At 68.9% G+C, this 20,375-nt stretch carries 21 protein-coding genes; 8 read left to right on the top strand and 13 right to left on the bottom strand.

Annotation, left to right across the window (positions count from 1 at the left end):
• Positions 1-4: 4 nt before the first annotated feature.
• From ACMGFH_RS17915 to ACMGFH_RS17905, 3 genes are all read right to left on the bottom strand, one after another.
• Entirely contained in the window at positions 5-610 is a 606-nt protein-coding gene (locus tag ACMGFH_RS17915) for a DUF6438 domain-containing protein (RefSeq protein WP_415379836.1), read from the bottom strand.
• An 81-nt stretch (positions 611-691) separates the two neighbouring features.
• Entirely contained in the window at positions 692-1,252 is a 561-nt protein-coding gene (locus tag ACMGFH_RS17910) for a DUF6438 domain-containing protein (protein ID WP_415379835.1), read from the bottom strand.
• A gap of 102 nt (positions 1,253-1,354) precedes the next feature.
• Positions 1,355-2,368 carry a DUF368 domain-containing protein gene (locus ACMGFH_RS17905; RefSeq protein ID WP_415379834.1) on the bottom strand — a complete coding sequence of 338 codons (1,014 nt, stop codon included), beginning with the start codon at positions 2,366-2,368 and terminating at the stop codon, positions 1,355-1,357.
• Between the two features lie 564 nt (positions 2,369-2,932).
• Here ACMGFH_RS17905 and ACMGFH_RS17900 point away from each other — a divergent pair.
• The 5 genes from ACMGFH_RS17900 to ACMGFH_RS17880 all read left to right on the top strand — a co-directional run bounded on the left by ACMGFH_RS17900 (position 2,933) and on the right by ACMGFH_RS17880 (position 7,828).
• Positions 2,933-4,063 (top strand): M20 family metallopeptidase, encoded by a 1,131-nt coding sequence (locus tag ACMGFH_RS17900; RefSeq protein WP_415379833.1) that lies wholly within the window; start codon positions 2,933-2,935, stop codon positions 4,061-4,063.
• A gap of 83 nt (positions 4,064-4,146) precedes the next feature.
• Positions 4,147-4,782, top strand: a complete 636-nt coding sequence (locus ACMGFH_RS17895) for a DUF192 domain-containing protein (protein ID WP_415379831.1) — start codon at positions 4,147-4,149, stop codon at positions 4,780-4,782.
• A 97-nt stretch (positions 4,783-4,879) separates the two neighbouring features.
• Positions 4,880-5,086 (top strand): cold-shock protein, encoded by a 207-nt coding sequence (locus tag ACMGFH_RS17890; RefSeq protein ID WP_415379830.1) that lies wholly within the window; start codon positions 4,880-4,882, stop codon positions 5,084-5,086.
• Between the two features lie 169 nt (positions 5,087-5,255).
• A complete protein-coding gene (locus tag ACMGFH_RS17885) occupies positions 5,256-6,776 on the top strand; it encodes a carboxypeptidase M32 (RefSeq protein WP_415379829.1) in 1,521 nt (506 codons plus the stop codon).
• A 74-nt stretch (positions 6,777-6,850) separates the two neighbouring features.
• The gene (locus ACMGFH_RS17880) at positions 6,851-7,828 is read left to right on the top strand and encodes a methyl-accepting chemotaxis protein (protein ID WP_415379828.1); all 978 of its coding nucleotides are present in this window, start codon (positions 6,851-6,853) and stop codon (positions 7,826-7,828) included.
• A 41-nt stretch (positions 7,829-7,869) separates the two neighbouring features.
• Here ACMGFH_RS17880 and ACMGFH_RS17875 read toward each other — a convergent pair whose 3' ends face one another.
• A complete protein-coding gene (locus ACMGFH_RS17875; RefSeq protein ID WP_415379827.1) occupies positions 7,870-8,475 on the bottom strand; it encodes a YIP1 family protein in 606 nt (201 codons plus the stop codon).
• Between the two features lie 92 nt (positions 8,476-8,567).
• On the opposite strand from ACMGFH_RS17875, the gene ubaA reads away from it, so the two are divergent.
• Both ubaA and ACMGFH_RS17865 read left to right on the top strand, forming a co-directional pair.
• On the top strand, positions 8,568-9,383 hold the full coding sequence (ubaA, locus tag ACMGFH_RS17870) for an SAMP-activating enzyme E1 (RefSeq protein WP_415379826.1): 816 nt from the start codon (positions 8,568-8,570) through the stop codon (positions 9,381-9,383).
• Between the two features lie 168 nt (positions 9,384-9,551).
• Positions 9,552-9,929 (top strand): hypothetical protein, encoded by a 378-nt coding sequence (locus tag ACMGFH_RS17865; protein WP_415379824.1) that lies wholly within the window; start codon positions 9,552-9,554, stop codon positions 9,927-9,929.
• Positions 9,930-10,162: 233 nt separating this feature from the next.
• Here ACMGFH_RS17865 and ACMGFH_RS17860 read toward each other — a convergent pair whose 3' ends face one another.
• Entirely contained in the window at positions 10,163-10,435 is a 273-nt protein-coding gene (locus tag ACMGFH_RS17860; RefSeq protein ID WP_415379823.1) for a hypothetical protein, read from the bottom strand.
• Positions 10,436-10,484: 49 nt separating this feature from the next.
• The gene (locus ACMGFH_RS17855; RefSeq protein ID WP_415379822.1) at positions 10,485-11,426 is read right to left on the bottom strand and encodes an ABC transporter substrate-binding protein; all 942 of its coding nucleotides are present in this window, start codon (positions 11,424-11,426) and stop codon (positions 10,485-10,487) included.
• Between the two features lie 136 nt (positions 11,427-11,562).
• Between ACMGFH_RS17855 and leuS the strand changes: the two genes are divergently transcribed.
• The gene (leuS, locus tag ACMGFH_RS17850; protein ID WP_415379820.1) at positions 11,563-14,262 is read left to right on the top strand and encodes a leucine--tRNA ligase; all 2,700 of its coding nucleotides are present in this window, start codon (positions 11,563-11,565) and stop codon (positions 14,260-14,262) included.
• Positions 14,263-14,339: 77 nt separating this feature from the next.
• Here the strand turns inward: leuS and ACMGFH_RS17845 are convergent, their stop codons facing one another.
• The 7 genes from ACMGFH_RS17845 to ACMGFH_RS17815 form a co-directional block, all read right to left on the bottom strand.
• Positions 14,340-14,681 (bottom strand): hypothetical protein, encoded by a 342-nt coding sequence (locus ACMGFH_RS17845; protein ID WP_415379819.1) that lies wholly within the window; start codon positions 14,679-14,681, stop codon positions 14,340-14,342.
• Between the two features lie 41 nt (positions 14,682-14,722).
• Positions 14,723-16,801 carry a bacterio-opsin activator domain-containing protein gene (locus ACMGFH_RS17840; RefSeq protein ID WP_415379818.1) on the bottom strand — a complete coding sequence of 693 codons (2,079 nt, stop codon included), beginning with the start codon at positions 16,799-16,801 and terminating at the stop codon, positions 14,723-14,725.
• 143 nt (positions 16,802-16,944) lie between these two features.
• Positions 16,945-17,580, bottom strand: a complete 636-nt coding sequence (locus tag ACMGFH_RS17835; RefSeq protein WP_415379817.1) for a protein sorting system archaetidylserine decarboxylase — start codon at positions 17,578-17,580, stop codon at positions 16,945-16,947.
• Between the two features lie 137 nt (positions 17,581-17,717).
• On the bottom strand, positions 17,718-18,173 hold the full coding sequence (locus ACMGFH_RS17830; protein WP_415379816.1) for a peroxiredoxin: 456 nt from the start codon (positions 18,171-18,173) through the stop codon (positions 17,718-17,720).
• A 118-nt stretch (positions 18,174-18,291) separates the two neighbouring features.
• Positions 18,292-18,696, bottom strand: coding sequence for an Hsp20/alpha crystallin family protein (locus ACMGFH_RS17825; protein ID WP_415379815.1), 405 nt, complete (start codon positions 18,694-18,696; stop codon positions 18,292-18,294).
• Between the two features lie 121 nt (positions 18,697-18,817).
• Positions 18,818-19,624 (bottom strand): prephenate dehydratase, encoded by an 807-nt coding sequence (pheA, locus tag ACMGFH_RS17820; RefSeq protein ID WP_415379814.1) that lies wholly within the window; start codon positions 19,622-19,624, stop codon positions 18,818-18,820.
• A gap of 446 nt (positions 19,625-20,070) precedes the next feature.
• Complete coding sequence (locus tag ACMGFH_RS17815) at positions 20,071-20,358, bottom strand: DUF6360 family protein (protein ID WP_415379813.1); 288 nt, start codon at positions 20,356-20,358, stop codon at positions 20,071-20,073.
• Positions 20,359-20,375 lie beyond the last annotated feature (17 nt).

Genomic DNA, 20,375 nt, shown 5'->3' with positions numbered 1-20,375 from the left:
GCGGTTACGAACAGAACGGCATCCGTTCGTACAGCGCTCGACCGTCCCCCGCGAATTCGGTGTCGGGGCTGTCCCCGATGCGTGGTCGAGCGTTCGTTCGGTTGACCAAGGTCGACTCGAGTGCGGAGAGGTCCCCGGTCGACTCCGACGGCCAGGGATGGACGTAGTAGACCGTCTTGGAGCGATTTCCGACCCGCACGGTCAACTGCTCGACGTGTGCTTCGCCGTCGCCGCCCATCTTCTTGTCCTTCGCGAAGAACTCGGTCCGATACGAGGCGTTGAGGACCGCAGTGACGTTCCGCTGGGGAACCTCGTACCGGTGGAGCCCGGTCACGTTCACGTCTTTCAAGCCCGCGAAGTAGACGGTCCCGTTCCCGCAGAGTTCTATCACGTACGCCGAACAGCCGCCGCCGCAGATTCTCGACTCGTAGCGGATCGAGACGGTCTCGGTCCCGTCCGGATAGTCCGGAACACCGGACCGCGCGCCCAGCGCTTCCGCCGACGGCGACGCTGTCGCCGCCTGGTCACCGGAGGGGACGACACCGAGACACCCCGAGAGCAGGAACAGACCTGCGAAACAGAACGCGAACGTCGAGCGTCCTACAGGCATTCTAGCGCACCTCTCCGAGAGACATCCAGCCGGTAATTGACAGCCCGGAACAGTTCGGACGCCGACGTCGGACGGTCACCATCATGCGCAGAACGGCATCCGCCCCTCAAGTTCGTCGTACCGTTCGTCGTCGATATCGCGGTCGCCGCCGCGGATCAGCGGCCCGACGGCCGCCCGTTCGAGAAGCGTCGCCTGGAACTCGCCGAGTCGCTCCGGCGACGTTCCCCACGATGAACCGTAGTCCCGGATACTGTGCGAGTTGTTCCCGATGGAGACTCGCGTCCACCGCGAGGAGATGTCGTCCGCCTGTGCGGGGTAGCTCTCGTTCAGCGCGAAGAAGTCGGCGCGGTAGGAGGCGTTGAGGACCGCAGTCGCGTTCGACTGCGGGACGCTGTAGCGGTGGAGCCCGGTCGCGTTCACGTTCGCGAACCCGGTGTAGAACACCGTCCCGTTCCCGCAGATCTCGACCGAGAACGCGGGACAACTCCCGTTGCAGAGGCCGTTCCGGTACTCGATAGACACCGCGTCGGCGTCGTCGGGATACGCGGGTTCGGCCGGGTCGTCGACGAGTCGCTCTCCGAGGATCCCCTGACAGCCGGCGAGGAGGACGAGAACCGCCAGGGCGGCGAATGCGGTGCGCATGGCCGGAAGTCACCGGGAGAGGGGGATAACCTGTCGGACTATCAAACGGTCGTTTGACCGGGTCGCGAGGCGAGCGTCCGACGGCGCCGCCGGTTCGCCCGGTCAGACGGCGTCGAGATCGAGGTCGACGGCGTACCAGTCGAGGACGAAGACGACGACGGCGCCGACGAGCGCCGCGCCGGCGAAGGCCTCCATGGTCGCGGTGTTCCAGACGACGTCGTACTCGTCGCCTCCGAGCGTCACGATGGGTGCCCGGAGCGCGCCGAGGACGAGCGCGACGAGGAAGGCGAGCGTCACCTCGCGGTTGGCGTCGAGCGCTCGGCGGATGACCCGCGAGATGGTGAACAGTCCGACGAGGCCGCCGCAGACGAACGTGACCACGACGGTTCCGTGTTCGACGACCGGCGCGAGTCCGTTTCCGGTCACCGCGCCGGCCAGCGCGCTGACGAACTCGCTCAGCGTCGTCGACATCCGTTCGTACTGGCTGAGGATCACGAGGACGAGCGAGCCCGAGATACCGGGGAGGATCATCGCGCTGATCGCCAGCGCGCCGGCGCCGAAGACCACGATCAGGCCGCCGGAATCGAGCACTTCCCCGTATCCGGAGACGACGAACGCGACGGTGAAGCCCGCGGCCGCGGCGACGATCTCCGGGACGGTCCGGACCGTGATGGCCCGGAAGAGGATGACCGCGGACGCGCCAATCAGGCCGAAGAAGACCCCGAACAGGAGGACGGGTGCGGCCTCGTTGGCGATGTCGACGATCCGCGTGACGACGACGACCGCCGAGAGGATGCCGGCGAGCAGCGCGATCAGGAACCAGCCGTCGACCTCTTCGAGGACCGCGGCGGCGCGGTCGAGCGAGACGCCGCCGTCGAGCGGCGTGAGCGCGCGGACGCCGTCGAAGAAGCGGCGGGGCGTAACGGCGGTGATCGCGGCGATGAGGCGCTCGTAGACGCCGGCGATGAGCGCGATGGTGCCGCCGGAGACGCCGGGGACCGCGTCGGCGGTACCCATGAACAGGCCGACGACGAACGTCTTCGCCCACACGTGTAGCGGCGGGATCGACTCTCGGAGCGACACGTCGTCACGTGCCCGTTCGGGGGCCGTTGTCATTGGAAGATACGTTCGGCTATCGGCGGGAAGTCTCTTGTGGAGGCGATCGTCGAATGGCCTCGGCCGGCCTCGAACGGCCGCGGCCGATCGATGTACGCGGTACCGATCCGGCGACCGACAGGTCCGGGGGGTGGACCCGGACCTCGTCCGCGTCCGGAACGGGTCAGGTTCGGAGCGGGTGTGGATTCGGAGTGGGTCGGATTCGGAACGGAAGTGGGTTCGGAATGGGTGTGGATTCGGAATGGCTGCCGAGCCCGCGCGTCGCAGGGATCGACGGTGCCGGGATGCTGTCACCGGCGCGATCGACCGTCCCAGTGACGGATCGACCGCGCCGGAACCCCCCTGACCGCGTGGCGGTCCCGGGCGACGCGACGGTCTCGCTCGCTACCATCCCATCTTCGATTGAGTCACCCAGTAATGTAAATCTTTCTGAAATACTTCCGCAATAAGTTGGCCTGTTGAACTATTCCGCCAGTCGACACGGTCGTGCACCGCGGGCGAACGATATCGGAGAGACACGGATCGCCGAGAGGGTTGAAGTTCTCGCCGTCCGAGGACAGGAGTATGGACGTGGCCGACGTCGCCCGCGACCTCGTTTCGATCCCGAGCCACGAGCGCGAGGAGACAGCGGGCGATTTCATCGAGGAGTGGCTCCGCGAACACACGGACGCGGCTGTGACGCGCGACGACGCCGGCGCCGAAGCGGGGCGCGGCGGGAACGTCGTCGCCCGCAAGGGGACCGGCGAGACGTCGCTCGCGCTCGTCGGCCACCACGACGTCGTCCCGCCGGACGAGTCGCAGGTCACCGACGACGGCGGCTACGTCGTCCGGGAGTCCGCGGGTCGACTCCGCGGTCGCGGGAGCGCAGACATGAAGGGAGCCGTCGCCGCGGCGCTGTGCGCGTTCCGCGACGCGGATCTCCCGGACGGCGTGGAACTGATTTTCGCCTCGTTCGTCGGCGAGGAGGTCGGCGGCGTGGGCGCGCGAGCGGCCATCGACCGCGGGTTCGCGCCCGACTACGCCGTCGTCGGCGAGGGGTCGACGGGCTACTCCGCCCCGGGCGTCACCGACGTGGCGGTCGCGCACAAGGGCCGTCGCGGGTCGACGCTCGTCGCAAAAGGGCGCGCCTCCCACGCCAGCGAACCCGAGAGCGGCGCGAACGCCATCTACCGCGCCAGCGATGCCATCGACGTCGTGCGCGATCTCGAGTTCCCCGAGAGCGAGGTCATGGGCCACCAGCTGTCGGGAAGCGTCGCCGTGACGGAGATCGAGGGCGGGTCCGCGTGGAACGTGATCCCCGAGCGGTGCGAGGTGACCGTCGACGAGCGGACGGTGCCGGGCGAGCGCGCGCCGCTGGAGCGGACCGAATCGATCGACGGCGTCGCCTGGACCGTCGACCAGGACCTCCCGCCGATGGCCTGCGACGACCCCGAATTCGCCGACGCGGTGCTGTCGGCCGCTCGCGACGCGCAGGCCGCCCAGGGCGTCGACGCGCCGGGCGACGGCGAGCCCGCGCACGTCGTCAAGCCGCACGCCACCGACGCCGGGTGGCTCGCCGACGCGGGGACGACCTGCGTCGTCTGCGGTCCCGCCGAACCCGGCGAGGCCCACACCGCGTCGGAGAGCGTCTCCCTCGCCGTGCTCGACCGGTGTTACGAGATCTACCGCGCCGTCGCCGAGTCGTGGTCCGGGTGAGTGGCGGCCCGCCCGAGCCGGTGGGAACGGCGTCGACGTGTTCGCCCGTCGTCCTTATCAGTCGATGGCTCGTAGCGGCGGGTATGCGACGTCGAGCGTTTCTCGCGGCGTGTGCCGCCGCCGGCGTAGGGGGCTGTCTGGGGGACGGGACCGAGTCCGAGGGCGGCCCGGGCGCCGCGACGACGGCTGGACCGACTGACGCACCCGATCGGTCGACGGCGACGGCCACCGAAACCTCGACGGAGAGCCCGGCGCCGACGCCGACTCCGTCGCCGACGGCCACGCCAGAACCCACGCCGTCGACGCCCACGGGGACGCCGCTGTTCCCGGGCTACGAGACTACCGAGGTCCGGGTGACGACACCTGAGGGCGAGCAGTTGGGCTCCGTCTCGGCGGCTATCGCCGACACCGGAGACCTGCGGTACACCGGGTTGAGCGATACCGAGAGCCTGCCCGAAGACCGGGGGATGCTGTTCGTCTACGACGAGGTCGGCGACCACACCTACGTGATGCGTGAGATGGACTTCGGCCTCGACATCGTCTACGCCGACGACGAGGGGGAGATCACGCGCATCCACCACGCGCCCGCGCCCGGCCCCGACGAGGACGGCGGGGACCAGACCTACCCCGGCCGCGGGCAGTACGTGCTGGAGGTGAACGAGGGGTGGACGACCGAGCGCGACGTCGCGGAAGGCGACGTGCTGGAGTTCGAGTTGTGAGTGGCTCGTCCGATCGCGCTGCGAATGTGATGTGGGGAGTCGTGGTACCTCGACCCTCGGAAGGGTTATCCCCTCTCTAACCCTCTGTTTGTTTGTAATGGCAAACGGTAAGGTTGATTTCTTCAACGACACTGGCGGCTACGGTTTCATTTCGACTGACGACGGCGACCTCGACGACGACGAAGACGTTTTCTTCCACATGGAGGATGTCGGCGGCGAAGACCTCACGGAAGGTACTGAGGTCGAGTTCGACATCGAGTCCTCTGCCAAGGGGCCTCGCGCGGCGAACGTCGTCCGACAGTAATACCGAGACACAGCTGTCGTTCACAGCGACAGACATCGATCTCGCTTTTTCAGCCGGCAACGCGTCCGAGCGACCGCTCTCTGTACGCACTGTACTGAGCGGCCCCACGGGCGAAGCGACCGGGACTGTACCCGTGTTTTGATACGGACAGGGCCGCTATCAGGGAGTGATGACGACGGAATCCCCCGAAACGGAGTCCGAATCCGCACCGGAGCCCTATCCGGCCTTCGAGGAGCACGTCAAACAACTCACGTACCTGAACAACATCGGCTCGGTGCTGGGGTGGGACCAGCAGGTCACGATGCCCGAGGGCGGTACGCCCGCCCGTTCGAAGCAGTCGGCCGCCCTCTCCGCGGTCACCCACGAGCGACTGACCGACGACCGCGTCGGCGAGTGGCTCGACGACCTCGACGACGCGGACCTCGACGACGGCCAGCGAGCGGTCGTCCGCGAGATCCGCCGCGAGCACGAGCGCGCCGTGAAAGTCCCCGAGGAACTCGTCTCGGAGATCTCCGAGACCTCCTCGAACGCCCTGCCGGTCTGGGAGGAGGCCAAGGCCGAGGACGACTTCGACGCCTTCGCCCCGACGCTGGAGAAGATGATCGACCTCAAGCGCCAGTACGCCGAGGCGATCGACCCCGACCGGGACCCCTACGCAGTGCTCTTCGAGGAGTACGAACCCTATCTGGGCCTCGACACCGCGGAGCGGGTGCTGGAGCGTCTGCGCGACGAACTCGTTCCGCTCATCGACGAGATCGAGGACAGCGACGCGGACCTGGCCGACCCCTTCGCGGGCGGTGAGTACAGCCCCGAGGCACAGGAAGAGACCGTGCGGGCGGCGCTTGACACGCTCGGCTACGACTGGGACCGCGGGCGACTCGACACCGCCGCGCACCCGTTCTCGACCGGGACGCAGTTCGACGCGCGCGTGACGACGCGCTTCGACCCCGCGGACCCGATGGGCGCCATCGGCTCGACCATCCACGAGTTCGGCCACGCCACCTACACGCTCGGACTGCCCGACGAGCACTACGGGACGCCGCTGGGGCAGTCCCGCGACCTCTCGGTGCACGAGTCGCAGTCGCGGCTCTGGGAGAACCACGTCGGCCGGTCGCTGCCGTTCTGGGAGCACTTCGCCGACACCGTGAACGAGACGCTGGGCGTCGACGCGACGCCACGGGAGTTCTACGAGGCGGCCAACCAGATCTACCCGGACAACCTCATTCGCGTCGAGGCGGACGAGCTGACCTACCACATGCACATCATCCTCCGCTTCGAGATCGAGCGCGACCTCATCTCGGGCGATCTGGACGTCGCGGAGGTGCCCCAGGTCTGGAACGACAAGATGGAGGAGTACCTGGGCGTGCGGCCCGACACCGACAGCGAGGGCTGCCTGCAGGACATCCACTGGACCCACGGCTCGCTCGGGTACTTCCCGACGTACTCGCTGGGGAGCGTGATGGCCGCCCAGCTGTACGCCAGCGCCGAGGACGCCGTCGACGATCTGGACGCGAAGATCCGCGCCGGCGAGTTCGACCCGCTCCACGACTGGCTCACCGAGAACGTCCACCGCCACGGCTGTCGCTACGAGACCGACGACCTCGTTCGCGAGGCGACCGGCGAGTCGTTCACCGCCGATTACTTCCTCGACTACGCGACCGACAAGTTCGGCTCCCTCTACGACCTCTGAGCCGCCGCCTCGTTTTCACGCCCAATAATCGGGTGCGTACTTTTTAGGAGGGGTACTCCTGCGGTGCGAGTACGATGGTAGATCCCGGTACGAGCCCGGCGGAGGTATCAGTCGATCGGGACGGCGGTATCGACGAGGACATCGACAGGGACATCCAGGACAACATCGCGGAGGGAGTCGACCGCGACGAGGGGTACGACTCCGAGGCCGCGAGCGAGATCCAGACCTCGCTGGCCGAGCTACAGGACTCCTCGGTGGAGATCGCCCAGGAGATAGACGCGATCCGCGAGCACGCCGCAGAGCAGTACGAGGGCATGTCCCAGGTCGCCGACGAAGTGTCGAACCTGAGCGCCGCGGTCGAGGAGATCGCCTCCTCCTCCGAGGAGGTCTCCTCGGCGAGCACGACGGCCCGCGAACTCGCGGAGGAGGGCCAGGCGTCGGCGGCCGACATCTCTGCGGCGATGGAGAACATCCAGGGCGCCTCCGAGAGCGTCGCCGACGACGTGTTGACGATCCAGGACGGCGTCAGCGAGATCGACGAGGTCGTCGAGGTGATAAACGACATCGCCGACCAGACGAACATGCTGGCGCTCAACGCGTCGATCGAGGCGGCGCGCGCCGGCGAGGCCGGCGAGGGCTTCGCGGTCGTCGCCGACGAGGTCAAGAGCCTCGCCGAGGAGTCCCAGAGCCAGGCCGGGACGATCGAGACGATGGTAGCGGGCATCCAGAACGACACGGCGAACGCCGTCGAGACCATCGAGGAGTCGAACGAGCAGATCGAGGAGGGCATCGAGATGGTCGAGGAGGCCATCGGCGTGCTCGAAGACATCCACCGGGCCGTCGAGGAGGTCAACGACGGCATCCAGGAGGTTGCCGCCGCCACCGACCAGCAGGCCGCCTCCACCGAAGAGGTCGCGTCGATGGTCGACCAGTCCACGAGCGCCGCCGAGGAGATCGCCGACTCGACCGCGGAGATCGCCCGCGAAGCCGACGACCAGACCGACCAGGTGGCCGACATCAACGAGGCGGTCGAACGGCTCGTCGACGACTGAGACCGGACGCGCTCTCCCACTCTCGACGGTTCGTGCGCTCCTCAGAGCAGGTTCAACAGGAACCCGACCACACCGACGACGAACGCCAGCACGAGCATCTTCTCGACGGGGAGGTCGTGGGATTCGGCGAGCCCGAACCCCTGGATCGCGGCCGTCCAGAGCGTGCCGAGGAGCGACGAGACGAGCAACACCGGCGAACTGAACGAGGTCGCTCGCTCGAAGAAATCCGTGAACGCGGCGGGGTCGCTCGGGGCCTGTCCGAGCAGGGTGAACAGACCGACCGCAGTCAGCGGCAGCAGGACGACGCCGGCCAGTTCGGCCTCGCCGGTGACCGCCAGCGTCGCCCCGAATCCGCGGCTGCCGCCCGCCAGCCAGACGAACAGGTGCAGGATCGCGGCGAGGAGGAGCCAGCCGAGGAAGATGGCGACGAAGACGCCGACGAGCGCGCCGAACAGCACGCCCTGGGCCCGTGCCCGCTCCTCGGGCGGCACGTCGACGTGTGCGATCACGCGCTGGAGGAACAGCCACATCGCGACTGAGACGCCGATCGCTTGCGCGAAGACGATCCCGGCCGCGACGGCCAGCGAGGGTCGGTCGTGGCGGCGGAAGTAGGTACTGGGGTCGACGAGCGGAGTGGAGGGCGCCATACCCCGATTGGTGACGTCGCGGCGATAAGTTTTCCGTCGCTGCCGCGAGCGCGAGCGGACCGCTTATTCCGCTCGGCCCGGTACTCGAGGGTATGAGCGCGCCGGACCTCGACCCGGAGCAACTCGATCGGTACTCCCGGCACATCATCATGGACGACGTGGGGCCGGAGGGGCAGGCGACCCTCCTCGACGCGAGCGTCCTCGTCGTCGGCGCGGGCGGCCTCGGCTCGCCCGTCCTCCAGTACCTCGCCGCCGCGGGCGTCGGCACCCTCGGGGTCGCCGACCACGACGTCGTCGAGCGGTCCAACCTCCAGCGACAGGTCGTCCACGGCGACGCGGACGTGGACCGGCCCAAGGTCGATAGTGCGGCGGAGTTCGTCCGCGAACTCAACCCCGACGTGACCGTCGAGACCCACGAGACCGCCGTCTCGCCCGAGACGGTCGCCGACCTGGTCGACGGCTACGACTTCGTCGTCGACGCGTCGGACAACTTCCCCACGCGCTTCCTGCTCAACGACTACTGCACGCTCGCCGGCGTCCCGTTCTCCCACGGCGCTATCTACCGCTTCGAGGGACAGGTGACGACGTTCACCGGCGACGGGCCGTGCTACCGGTGTCTCTTCCCCGAGGCCCCGCCCGAGGGCGCCGTGCCCGACTGCGCGACGACGGGCGTGCTGGGCGTCCTGCCAGGGACTATCGGGGCGATTCAGGCCACCGAGACGGTCAAGCACTTCGTCGACGTCGGCGAGTCGCTGGACGGCCGGATGGTCGTCTACGACGCCGCCGAGATGACCTTCGACGAGGTGACCGTCCGTCCCAACCCCGACTGCCCCGTCTGCGGCGACGACCCCATCGAGTCGGTGCGGGACGTGGAGTACGCCGAGAGCTGCGCCGTGCGGGCGGACTGATCCGGACCGGTATGGGCAGCTGATCCGGGCCGGTACGGGAGGGTGACCGGACCGGTACGGGAGGGTGATCCCACTTCAGCGACGACTCTCAGCGGTGATACTCCGCCGCGAGGATTTATGTCGAACCGACGGAGAGGTGCGAGCGGAGTGGTACCCGCTTTCGAAACCATGACAGAGACACTCGCCGACGCGCTCGACCTCTCGGAGATACGCCTCGAAGCGCCCGGCTACGTCGAACTCGTCTTCTCGCTGGTCGTCGTCTGGGGGTTCGGCGACGCCGTCTCGACCCTCGTCGCCGCGACGTTCGCCGGGCCGTCGCTGGAAGCGAACCCGTGGATCCGCCTCCTGTTGGTCCACGACCCGATGCTGATGGTCGCGCTGAAGGCCGCCGTCGTCCTGTACGCCGGCGTCGTGCTGCTGGAGTGCCGGGCGGTCGTCGAGCGCGTGCCCGGCTGGCGCGCGTGGTTCCTCGCCGTCATCGGCCTCGGCACCGCCGTCGTCCTCACGAACGTCTACGTCGGACTGGCCGCCGTCGCGGCCGCCTGAGAGCCCCCGCCTCGACGCCCTGGAGCCGACCGGCGGGGCGTCGTCGCCGGGACTACCTAAGTACATTGGCCCAATCTTGATGCCAACTGCGGGTAATCGGGAACATGCCCGCACACACGGGTCAACGAAGCCATCCACTTCGTTCGGGGGTTATTCCCCACCCACCACCCACCCCTCCACTGTTTCCTGCCCGGGCCGACCCGAGCGGTCAGTCGACGCCGACGGCGGTCAGTTCACGGTGCGTCCTCGCCGGATAGCTGGATCCCGCGGGCGACGACGTACAGCAGGACGACTCCGGTGCCGACCGCGAGGACGAACTGTCCGACGAGCGTCAGTATCGCGCCAAGGATCGAGTGCCCGAACGCGACGAACGCGAGGGCGAACGGGACGAGGCTGAGCGCGACGAACACGCCGATCAGCTTGGCGAGCGGGACCGCTTCCGAGAGGATCCGGTCAGTGTCGGGGTCACCCGTCGTCGGATCGATGAACGGCTTTGCGGAGGGCATTCAGTCGGACGTCCCCCGGCGGCCGTAAGTAGTTCCCGGTACCCGAGTGTCAGGGTCTCGGCCCTTCTCTGACCGGTCTGTCGCCGAGCAGGTTACGGGCAACCCCGTCGGGCGGCGCGTCGAACCGGTCGGGGTGTAACAGGCCGGCGAGGTGCTCCAGCGTGTCCACGAGGCGGGGACCGGGCCGGTTGACGTAGTGGTGGCCGTCCATCGCGGAGACCCGTTGCGTTTCGACAGCGGTGAGGTCCTCGAACCGGGGTCGATCGGTGAGGTCGTCACGGGTGTCGAGCGTCTGGTCGAGTTCGAACCCGCAGGGCGCGGCGACGAGCACGTCCGGGTCGGCGGTCAGTATCTCCGCCCACTCGCGCGGCGTCGAGCGGTCGCCGGTGTCGGCCAGCGGGTACGTCCCGCCGGCGGCCTCGACGACTTCGGGCATCCAGTGGCCGGCGACCATCACCGGGTCCAGCCAGTCCAGCACGGCCACGCTCGGTCGGTCGTCGGGTTCGATAGCGTCGGTCCGCTCGCGGACCGCCTCGACTCGCTCGCGGAGGCCGGCGACGACTTCCGCGGCGCGGTCCTCGCGGTCGAGGACTTCTCCCAGGGCCTCGACGTCGGCGAAGAGGTCGTCGAGGCTGTGGATATCGCTGGTGACGACGTCGGCGTCGACGTCCGTCTGCGCGACGGCGTCCTCGACGAGCAGCGTGTCGACGGCGCAGACGTCACAGACACCCTGCGTGATGATCACGTCGGGGTCCGCTCGTTCGAGGGCGTCGAGTTTGATCTCGTAGACGCCGCCGTGTTCCTGCTCCGCCTGCGCGACCTGTTCGTTGATGTCCGCGCTGTCCTGGTCGGGGTCGATCCGCGAGCGATTGATCGACGGCACCTCCTCGGCTTCGGGCGGCCAGTCGCACTCGTGGGAGACGCCGACGGGTTCGACCCCGAGGGCGTCGCAGATCTCGGTGGCCGACGGCAGCAGGGAGACGACGCGCATACCGGACCGAGGCAGCGGTCGGACGTAAAACCACGGTGGCCGGCGAGGCGGGGACGACCGGTTCGGTCCGTTCGTCCGTGTGTACCCGTCCCAGCGAAGGGAAAGGTATAGCAACGTCGCTGTCCGACGTGAGACCATGACCGCCGGGACCGGAGAGCAACGCGAGCGAGAGCGGGGGTTCGACCACGCCGAGGTCGAACCCAGATGGCAGCGCACGTGGGACGAGGAGGGTGTGTTCCGCATCCCCGACGACGCCGAGGACCCCGAGTACGTCCTCGCGATGTTCCCCTACACGTCGGGCGACCTCCACATGGGCCACGTCCGCAACTACACGATCACGGACGCCTACGCCCGCTTCGAGCGGCTGCGCGGCGAGGAGGTCCTCCACCCGATGGGGTGGGACTCCTTCGGCCTCCCCGCCGAGAACGCCGCCAACGAGCGCGATACCAACCCCCGCGACTGGACGATGGACTGCATCGACTCGATGACCGAGCAGTTCAAATCGATGGGGTTCGGCTACGACTGGGAGCGGGAGATCACCACCTGCGACCCCGACTACTACCGGTGGAACCAGTGGCTGTTCAAGCGCTTCCGCGAGGAGGGCCTCGTCGAGCGCCAGGCCGCCGAACTCAACTGGTGTCCCTCCTGCGAGACGGTGCTGGCCGACGAGCAGGTCGAGGAGGACGCCGCCGGCGCCGAGATCTGCTGGCGCTGTGACACCCCTATCGACCACCGCGAGATGGACCAGTGGTTCTTCACGATCACCGACTACGCCGAGGAACTGCTGGAGGCGCTGGACGACCTGGAGGGGTGGCCCAACAACGTCCGCGAGATGCAGCGCAACTGGATCGGCAAGCAGGAGGGCGCGAGCGTCGCCTTCGAGATTCCCGGGTACGGCGACGTGGACATCTTCACGACGCGACTCGACACTATCTACGGGGCGACCTACTTCTCGCTGGCGCCGGGCCACCCGGTGGCACAGGCGATCGCCGAGGAGAACGACGAGGTCGCCGAGTACGTCCGCGAGGCCGAGCAGGCCGACGAGGACGAACTCGACGTGACCTCCGGTGTGTTCACCGGCGAGTACGCCGTCAACCCCGCCACCGGCGAGGAGATCCCGGTGTACGTGGCCGACTACGTGCTGACCGACGTGGGGACGGGGGCGCTGTACGCCGTGCCGGCCCACGACGAGCGCGACCACGAGTTCGCCGAGGCCCACGACATCGACATCGTGCAGGTCGTGGAACCCGCCAAGGACGCCGAGGTCGATCCGGCGGACGTCGACGTCCAGGAAGCGGCCTACCCCGAAGACGGTGTGCTGGTCAACAGCGGTGAGTACGACGGCCTCACGAGCGAGGAAGCGAGGGAGACGTTCGTCGACGTCTTCGACGGCGAACAGCGCACCGAGTACAACCTCCGGGACTGGGGCATCTCCCGCCAGCGCTACTGGGGGACGCCCATCCCGATGATCCACTGCGAGGAGTGTGGCTACGTCGAGGTGCCCGACGAGGACCTACCCGTCGAACTGCCGGAGTTCGTCCAGACGACGGGGAACCCGCTGGACGCCGCCGAGGAGTGGAAGCACGTGGAGTGTCCCGACTGCGGCGGGCCGGCCGAGCGCGAGACGGACACGATGGACACGTTCGTCGACTCCTCGTGGTACTTCCTGCGGTTCCTCTCGCCGGACCTCGATTCCGCGCCCTTCGACACCGAGCGGGCCAACGACTGGATGCCCGTCGACCAGTACGTCGGCGGCATCGAACACGCCGTGATGCACCTGCTGTACGCCCGCTTCTTCACGAAGGTGCTCGACGACGTCGACCTCGTCGACGGCGTCCGCGAGCCGTTCACGAACCTGACCAACCAGGGGATGGTGCTGGGCGAGGACGGCAACAAGATGTCCAAGTCCGGCGACAACGGCGTCTCGCCGACCCGCATCGTCGAGGAGTACGGCGCCGACACGGCCCGCCTGTTCATCATGGAGGCCGCCCAGCCGGAGAAGGACTTCGCCTGGAGTCCCGAGGGCGTCGAGTCGGCCCACCAGTTCCTCCAGAACCTCTACGGCCTGGCCGAGGAGGTCGCCGAGGGAGGCGCCGACGGCGGGTCCGCCGACGGGGACGCGGTCGCAGCCTACGTCGACCGCGAGATCGACGCGGCCGCCGCGACCGTCACCGAAGAGTTCGAGGCGTTCCGGTTCAACCACGCGCTCCAGGCGGTCCGCGACCTGGTCTCGCTGCTGCGCCGCTATCACGAGCGCGACGGCGCCGACCCCGCGACCGTCGAGCGCGGCGTCCGCACCGTCGCGAAACTGCTCGGGCCGGTCGCCCCCCACGTCACCGAGGAGGTCTGGGCCCTGTTCGACGGCGAGGGGCTGCTCGCCGAGGCCGAGTGGCCCGAGGCCGACCTGCCCGCAGACTACGACGTGGCGCGCCGCCTCGTCGAGAACACCCGCGAGGACGTGCGCGACATCGTCGAGACCGTCGGCATCGAGGACCCCGAGACGATCACGCTCGCCGTCGCGCCCGCGTGGAAGCACCGCGCGCACGAACTCGCCCGCGAGTCCGACGCCGACAACCTGATCGGCGACCTGATGGGTCACGACGAGATCCGCGAGCAGGGCGACGCTGCCGCCTCGTTCGCACAGGACCTGCAGGCCGACCGCGAGGCGCTCGGCGAGGTGCTCGCGCCCGACGAAGAGAAGGCCGCGCTGGACCGGGCCGCGTGGCTCGTCGCCGAGGAGTTCGACGCCGACGTGGTCGTCCAGTCGGCCGCGGAGGCCGACGCCGACCTCGCCGGCAACGCACAGCCCGGCCGACCGGCGATCCGCATCGACTGAGCGTCGACCCGCCGGTAGCAGCAGTCGCGTCCCGAAAAATCGCCGACCCGCAGTCTCCGCGTCTTCTCGCGATTCGCTTACAGCAGGTCGACGGCGTCCAGCGAGTCGGGGGCGTCGTCGGTGAGTTCCACGGTGTCACCGTATTCGACGAAGCCGATTTCCTCGAGTTTCGGGAGGTGGACGTGGTGGAGCGCGATCCGGGCGTCCTCGCGGTCGAGGTCGTCGCTCCACTCGGCCATCGCGGCGGCGAGCGGGTCGAGGGCGGGCGAGTTTTCCCGCTGGGAGAGGTGCGAGAGGACGAACCGCCGGTTCGCGTTCGACAGGACGGCGAACAGTTCGTCCGTCTCGGCCGTCGAGGTCGCGTCCGTTCCCGGTTCGAGGGCGTCGTGGTGGCTTCGTCCCATGTGTATCTCGACCATACCCGTGTACCGCCTTCAGTTCCGTGGCTAAACGGTTAGTGTCACTCGACCGTTCGCTCGCCGTCGAACAGCGCGTCGAACAGTTTCCGCTCCGCGACCCGGAGGTGTTTGTGGAAGGTCGGCGCCGAGACGCCGAGGGTCTCCGCGACGTCCTCGCCGGTGGACTCCCGCGGCCACTCGAAGAATCCCGCGTAGTAGGCGGTCTCCAGCGCGGTGCGCTGCCTGTCGGTCAGGTCCGTCCCGAGCGTCGCCCGGGAGGGGAGCGGGCCGTCCTCGGCGCGGGTGCGGTCCTGCTGGGCGCGCACCGTGACGCCGTCGAAGTGCCTCCCCAGGGCGTCGACGACCGTCCGCACGTCCGCCGAGAGCGGCAGTTCGACGACGAACTCGCACTCGCCGTCGACGGCGCGGGCCGACCGGACGGACCCGCCGTGTCGCGCGACGACGCCGAACGCGGTCGTCCCCTCCAGGGACACCTCCAGGAGGCAGTCGCCCTCCGGGCCGACGCTGACGACGCGGGCGGACGCGACCCCCGGATGCTGCTCGGCGAACGCGACCACGTCATCGGGGTCGGCGCCCGCGACGGTGAGGTAGTAGCGGAACGCCTCGTCGGACTGGACCGTCGCCCCCTCGAAGGCGACCTCGCAGTCCTCCGCGGCCGACAGCGCCGAGAAGAAGTTCGAATCGTCGTCGAACGCGAGCGTGAGTTCCGTCACGCGCTCGGCGACCAGCGCCTGGCGGGTCGCCACGGCGTTGATCGCGTGGCCGATCGTCGCGCCGAGTTCGGCGAGTACGTCCTGTTCGGTCGCGTCGAAGACGCCGACTTCGGCGGCGTAAACGGTCAACACGCCGTAGACGGTCTCGTCGTAGACGAGCGGGACGCTCGCCGCCGACCGGACGCCGTGGGCCGCCGCCGTCTCGCGGACGCCCTCGAAGGCGCCGTCGGTGGTCACGTCGTGGGTGACCTGCACCGATCGCGACCGGATGGCCCGTCCCGCGGGGCCGTTTCCGTGCGGTTCCTCCGACCGGGTGACCGTGATCGCGTCGAGGTACTCGTCGATGTCCCCGCCCGTGGCCCGGGGTTCGACCTCGTCGCTTCGGGCGGTCACGTCACCGATCCAGGCCGCCGTGTACGGGTCGGCCGCCGCGAGCGCGTCGCAGACCGCCTCGTCGATCTCCCGGCGCGTCGTCGCGCGCACGAGCGCCTGGTCGATCCCGCGGATGACGGCGTTGATGCGGTCGAGCCGTTCGAGTTGCTCGTTCTGCTCGCGCAGACGGCTCTCGCGTTCCTTCTGGCGGGTCATGTCGTCGACGGCGATCACGACGCGGTCGCCGTCTTCGCCGCCCGCAAGCGGGGCCCCGCTGACCTGCACCCAGACGCGCTCGCCGTCGGTCCGCACGACCTGCTGTTCGACCTCGGTGACCGGGCGCCCGGTGTCGCGGACCCGCTGGAACACGCGCTCCTCGAGCGGGATGGGGTCGCCGTCGGCGTCGAGCAACCGCCAGGCGTCCGTCTCCCGGGACTCGCCGACGACCCGCGACGGGTCGGCGCCGAGTATCTCGCCGGCGCGGTCGTTCATCCGCTCGATGACGCCCTCGTTCGAGAGCACGAGCATCCCCGTCGGCGCCGTCCGCAGGAGTTGCTCGGCCAGGTCGCGCTCACGGCGGCGCTCGATGCGCTCGGCGTGACGGTCGGAGATATCCCTGACGATGGCCGTCAGCAGCGGCGTGCCGTCGTGTTCGTGTGCGCGCAGTGAGAGCTCGACCGGGATCAGCCGCCCGTCTCGATGTCGGCCGACCGTCTCGACGCTCCCCCACTCCGCCCCCGCGTCCGGGTTCGACCGGAGCGCCTCGAACGCCCCACGGATGCGCGCGCGCTGCTCACGAGGCACGAACGCCGTCGCCGAGCGGCCGACCAGCGCCTCCGGGCCGTATCCGAAGGTCGATTCGACGGCCGGGTTCGCGAAGACGATCCCACCCGTCTCGTCGACCGTCACGATCGCGTCGGAGGCGCTCTCCACGAGCGTCCGGAAGAACGTGTCGTCGCGTGCGACCACCGACGGGTCGTACGCGCACTCGCGGTCCGAACGCGCTCGTTCCCCCCCTTCACCAGTCCCAGACATCCCTCGGCCGCTACTGCTCGCTCCGGGCCTAAATATGTCAGGATATTAAGTTGTGAACGTCGGATCGGTACTCGGGACGGAGACGCACGGAGGTGGCACGCAATCGATCTGCAGGAGGCAGTCGACCGCACGCCTCCGGTCAGTCAGGTTGAGGCCGTGACCGTGCGCTCGCTATCGTCGGTCACCGCGGAGCGCTGGGGCGCGATGACCGTCTCGCCGGCGTAGAGGCGGTGGCCGACGTCGACGGTGAGGTCCTCGGGGTCGTACTCCGGCGGGAAGACCACGTCGAAGCGGCTTCCGAAGGAGATGTGGCCGATGCGCTGGCCGCGGGCCACCTCGTCGCCGGGGTCGACGTACGAGTACGTCCGCCGGGCGAAAGTGCCCGCGATCTGTTCGACCGTGTAGTCCTCGAACTCGAAGCGCAGACGCTCGTTCTCCTCGGCGTCCTTGGTGAAGGCGAGTCTGTTCGCACCGGGGACGTGTTCGACGTTCTCGACGACGCCGTCCATCGGCGCCCGGTTGACGTGGACGTCCCAGCCGCTCATGTAGATGCCCAGGCGCAGTCCGTCCTCCTCCTCGCGGACGACGGTCACCTCCCCGTCGGCGGGGGAGACGATGCCCTGCGGCGGGACGACGCGCGCGGGGTCGCGGTGGAAGTAGACGACACCGACCGCCGCGACGACGCAGGCCGCGCTCGCGATCCGCGAGAACGGGAACGCGACTCCGGCGACGACCACCGCGAGCAGCGCGTACCGGTAGCTCGGGCGTGCGATCCTCACTGTCAGAATTTCGACGCGTTTCGGCTATAAGTCTTCCGAAGCGCACGCTCATCGGCAGACGGCGGCCGGTCACGCCCGCACCGATAGAGGACCGTCACGTTCGCATCGACGGCCACGACCGCGCGGTTGCGCTCCCGTCAGTCGTCGAGCGAAACGACGCCTGTCTCGATCAGGTCCGCGAGGACGTTTCGGGCGTGGCCGTCGGGGTCGACGCCGGTGTAGACCGCCTGGATCGACTCGCCGACGACGACGAACGTCGTCCGACTCGCGACGCCGCCCGACCGGTCCACGTCGAAGGCGTCGGCCACCTCGCCGTCGGGGTCGGCCAGCAGGTCGAACTCGATGTCGTATTCCTCGGCGAAGTCGGCGTGGGAGTCCACGCCGTCTGTCGAGACGCCGTAGACGGTGACGCCGGCGTCGCGGTAGCTCTGCAGTTCGGCCTGGAACTGCTCGGCCTCGGTGGTGCAGCCTGGCGTGTCGTCCTTGGGGTAGAAGTAGACCACGGAGACGCCCGTCCAGTCGGGTTCGACGGCGTCGCCGTCCTGGTTCGGTGCGCGCACCGCGGGCGCCGGGTCGCCGGGTTCGAGTGCCATACCCGCTCGACGGCCGCCCGGCGAAAGCCGTTTGCGGTTCAGGGCCTCCCCGCCGGGCCAGGCGGGCTGGCACCGACGCAGCGTCGCGGCGAGACCGCGGCTCGCTCGTCTCGCCCCGTCAGCTCACCGGGATGTCCGTGCCGCTGTCGGACTCGGTGGTCTGTTTGGGCAGCGTGACCGTCAGGACGCCGTTCTCGTAGGTGGCCGAGGCCTCGGACTCGACGACCGGTTCGGGGAGGCCGACGCTGCGGCTCACCGACTGGCTGGTCCGCTCGCGGGAGACGTAGCGGTCGGCCTCCTCGACGGTCTCGGTCTCGCGCCGCGCCGACAGCGAGAGCGTCGTCGCGTCGGTCAGCTGTACCTGCACGTCCTCGCGGTCGTAGCCGGGCAGGTCCGCGACGACGACGAACTCGTCGCCCGCGTCGGCCACGTCGACGGGCACCTCGCCGCCCGTCTCGAGCCCGCCAGTCATCACGTCGATCAGTTCCTCGATATCGCCGAAGGGATCGGTTCCGCGTGCCATGTCACTCCGACTGTACGTCCCCGTCTGCCTTAAGGCGCGCGCCGGGACTCGCGGCGAGCCGGTCGAGACGCGTCCGCTCGCGGCCCGCGGCAAGTGGCCGCACCGACCGCGGGCGCGGCCGTCAGTTCAGGACCGTCTCGCTGTCGTACGAGCCCAGCCGCCGGACCCACCCGTCCTCGGCGATGGCCTCGATCTCCGCGAGCGCCTCCTGGGTGCGCTCCTCGTAGAGACCCGCGGCGATGTCGATGTGGAAGACGTAGTCGCCCAGGCGCTCGCCGCTCGGCCGCGACTCGACGCGGGTGAGGTTGATGTCCCGCTCGGCGAACGGTTCGAGCAGTTCGAGCAGGAGCCCGGGGTAGTCGACGTCCGGGTAGACGATGAACGAGGTCTTCGAGCCGGCCTCGCTGCGCTCGCTCGCCGGCGCGACGACGACGAAGCGGGTCGCGTTCGACGACTCGTCCTGGATGTCCTCGGCGACGACGCGCAGTTCGTCGCCCGCGTTCTCCGGGTGGCCGATGGCTGCGATGGTCGGGTCCTCGCGGGCACGTTCGACGCCGCGGGCTGTCGAGGCCACGGCTTCCAGCGTCGCGCTCGGGTAGTTCTCGCTGAGGTAGTCGCGACACTGCGCGAGCGCCTGCGGGTGGCTGGCGACGGTGTCGAACTCGGGCCCCTGCGCGAGCAGCGCGTGACGGATGGGTGTGATGAGTTCCTTCACGACCGCCACCTCGTAGTCGGCGAAGGCGTCGAGCGACTCCGTGACCGACCCCTCCGTGCTGTTCTCGACCGGGACGACGCCGCGGTCGTACTCGCCGCTGGCGACCGCCTCGACGATGCCCGTCTTCGACTCCGCGAAGGAAACCTCGTCGGCGACCGCCTTCGCCGCGCGATGGGAGTAGGTCCCCGCGGGACCGAGCGTGAGCGCTTCCATTACCCCCTGATTTGCCGGTCGCCGTGAAAAGCGTCGTGGTCGCCCAGTAGTGATTTTTCCCCGGTTGGTCGGGTGGAGAGAGCTCAGATGCTGGTCCGATTGCGTCGAGAATTACCGCCGCAAACAGCGTGAAAGCCCCGACGCGTTCGACTCGGGCGCCTCGCTGTGCGCTTCCCTCGCTTCGCTCGGTCCAGTGCTTGCGTCGTCGTCCTTCGTCGAACGCGTCGCCCCTTTCATCCCCGCCCTGTCGGCGAGTGACCAGTCTATGCGGGTGGGAATGAAAGGGGCCGGCCGCTCCGGGAACCCGGGCGAAGTAAGCACTGCAGCGAACGCAGTGAGCGAAGCGCACGGCGAGCCCCGGGACCGGAGCGGCCGGGGGCTTTCACGCTGTTCGCGACCCCCGTTCGAGCGGCTGTGTTGTCGCACTCCCGGCTCCCAAAAGCAGGTTAGTCCTCTTCTGCCGCCTCGACTCGACTCGCGTACTTCTCCAGTTCGCCGGCGAGTTCGCGGGCCTGCTCGGCCGAGAGTTCCACCTTGTCGGCGTGGGCCTGGACCTCCTCCAGATCCGTGTTGTCCATCTCGACCTGGAGTTCGACGTAGTTCGGGTCGTCGCGGTCGTCGGTCGTGACGTTCAGGACGGTCAGCGCTTCGGTCTCGAAGCCGTGGCCCTCGACGACGCCGTCGAGGAGGTCGAAGGTCGTGTAGGCGTTGACGGCGAGGATGCGGTCGACCATACCGGCAGTCGACGGCG

Source organism: Halosimplex rarum (genome assembly GCF_047715405.1).
Taxonomy (GTDB): domain Archaea; phylum Halobacteriota; class Halobacteria; order Halobacteriales; family Haloarculaceae; genus Halosimplex; species Halosimplex rarum.
This window is presented reverse-complemented; position numbering and strand designations above follow the sequence as displayed.

Excerpts from the sequence above, each read along its gene's own strand:
- ACMGFH_RS17905 (WP_415379834.1), bottom strand. The coding sequence starts at position 2,368 with ATGACAACGGCCCCCGAACGGGCACGTGACGACGTGTCGCTCCGAGAG.
- ACMGFH_RS17910 (WP_415379835.1), bottom strand. The coding sequence starts at position 1,252 with ATGCGCACCGCATTCGCCGCCCTGGCGGTTCTCGTCCTCCTCGCCGGC.
- pheA (WP_415379814.1), bottom strand. The coding sequence starts at position 19,624 with ATGGAAGCGCTCACGCTCGGTCCCGCGGGGACCTACTCCCATCGCGCG.
- ACMGFH_RS17880 (WP_415379828.1), top strand. The coding sequence starts at position 6,851 with ATGGTAGATCCCGGTACGAGCCCGGCGGAGGTATCAGTCGATCGGGAC.
- ubaA (WP_415379826.1), top strand. The coding sequence starts at position 8,568 with ATGAGCGCGCCGGACCTCGACCCGGAGCAACTCGATCGGTACTCCCGG.
- ACMGFH_RS17900 (WP_415379833.1), top strand. The coding sequence starts at position 2,933 with ATGGACGTGGCCGACGTCGCCCGCGACCTCGTTTCGATCCCGAGCCAC.
- ACMGFH_RS17915 (WP_415379836.1), bottom strand. The coding sequence starts at position 610 with ATGCCTGTAGGACGCTCGACGTTCGCGTTCTGTTTCGCAGGTCTGTTC.
- ACMGFH_RS17825 (WP_415379815.1), bottom strand. The coding sequence starts at position 18,696 with ATGGCACGCGGAACCGATCCCTTCGGCGATATCGAGGAACTGATCGAC.
- ACMGFH_RS17845 (WP_415379819.1), bottom strand. The coding sequence starts at position 14,681 with ATGGTCGAGATACACATGGGACGAAGCCACCACGACGCCCTCGAACCG.
- ACMGFH_RS17830 (WP_415379816.1), bottom strand. The coding sequence starts at position 18,173 with ATGGCACTCGAACCCGGCGACCCGGCGCCCGCGGTGCGCGCACCGAAC.
- ACMGFH_RS17815 (WP_415379813.1), bottom strand. The coding sequence starts at position 20,358 with ATGGTCGACCGCATCCTCGCCGTCAACGCCTACACGACCTTCGACCTC.
- ACMGFH_RS17875 (WP_415379827.1), bottom strand. The coding sequence starts at position 8,475 with ATGGCGCCCTCCACTCCGCTCGTCGACCCCAGTACCTACTTCCGCCGC.
- leuS (WP_415379820.1), top strand. The coding sequence starts at position 11,563 with ATGACCGCCGGGACCGGAGAGCAACGCGAGCGAGAGCGGGGGTTCGAC.
- ACMGFH_RS17885 (WP_415379829.1), top strand. The coding sequence starts at position 5,256 with ATGACGACGGAATCCCCCGAAACGGAGTCCGAATCCGCACCGGAGCCC.
- ACMGFH_RS17865 (WP_415379824.1), top strand. The coding sequence starts at position 9,552 with ATGACAGAGACACTCGCCGACGCGCTCGACCTCTCGGAGATACGCCTC.
- ACMGFH_RS17895 (WP_415379831.1), top strand. The coding sequence starts at position 4,147 with ATGCGACGTCGAGCGTTTCTCGCGGCGTGTGCCGCCGCCGGCGTAGGG.
- ACMGFH_RS17860 (WP_415379823.1), bottom strand. The coding sequence starts at position 10,435 with ATGCCCTCCGCAAAGCCGTTCATCGATCCGACGACGGGTGACCCCGAC.
- ACMGFH_RS17840 (WP_415379818.1), bottom strand. The coding sequence starts at position 16,801 with ATGTCTGGGACTGGTGAAGGGGGGGAACGAGCGCGTTCGGACCGCGAG.
- ACMGFH_RS17855 (WP_415379822.1), bottom strand. The coding sequence starts at position 11,426 with ATGCGCGTCGTCTCCCTGCTGCCGTCGGCCACCGAGATCTGCGACGCC.
- ACMGFH_RS17890 (WP_415379830.1), top strand. The coding sequence starts at position 4,880 with ATGGCAAACGGTAAGGTTGATTTCTTCAACGACACTGGCGGCTACGGT.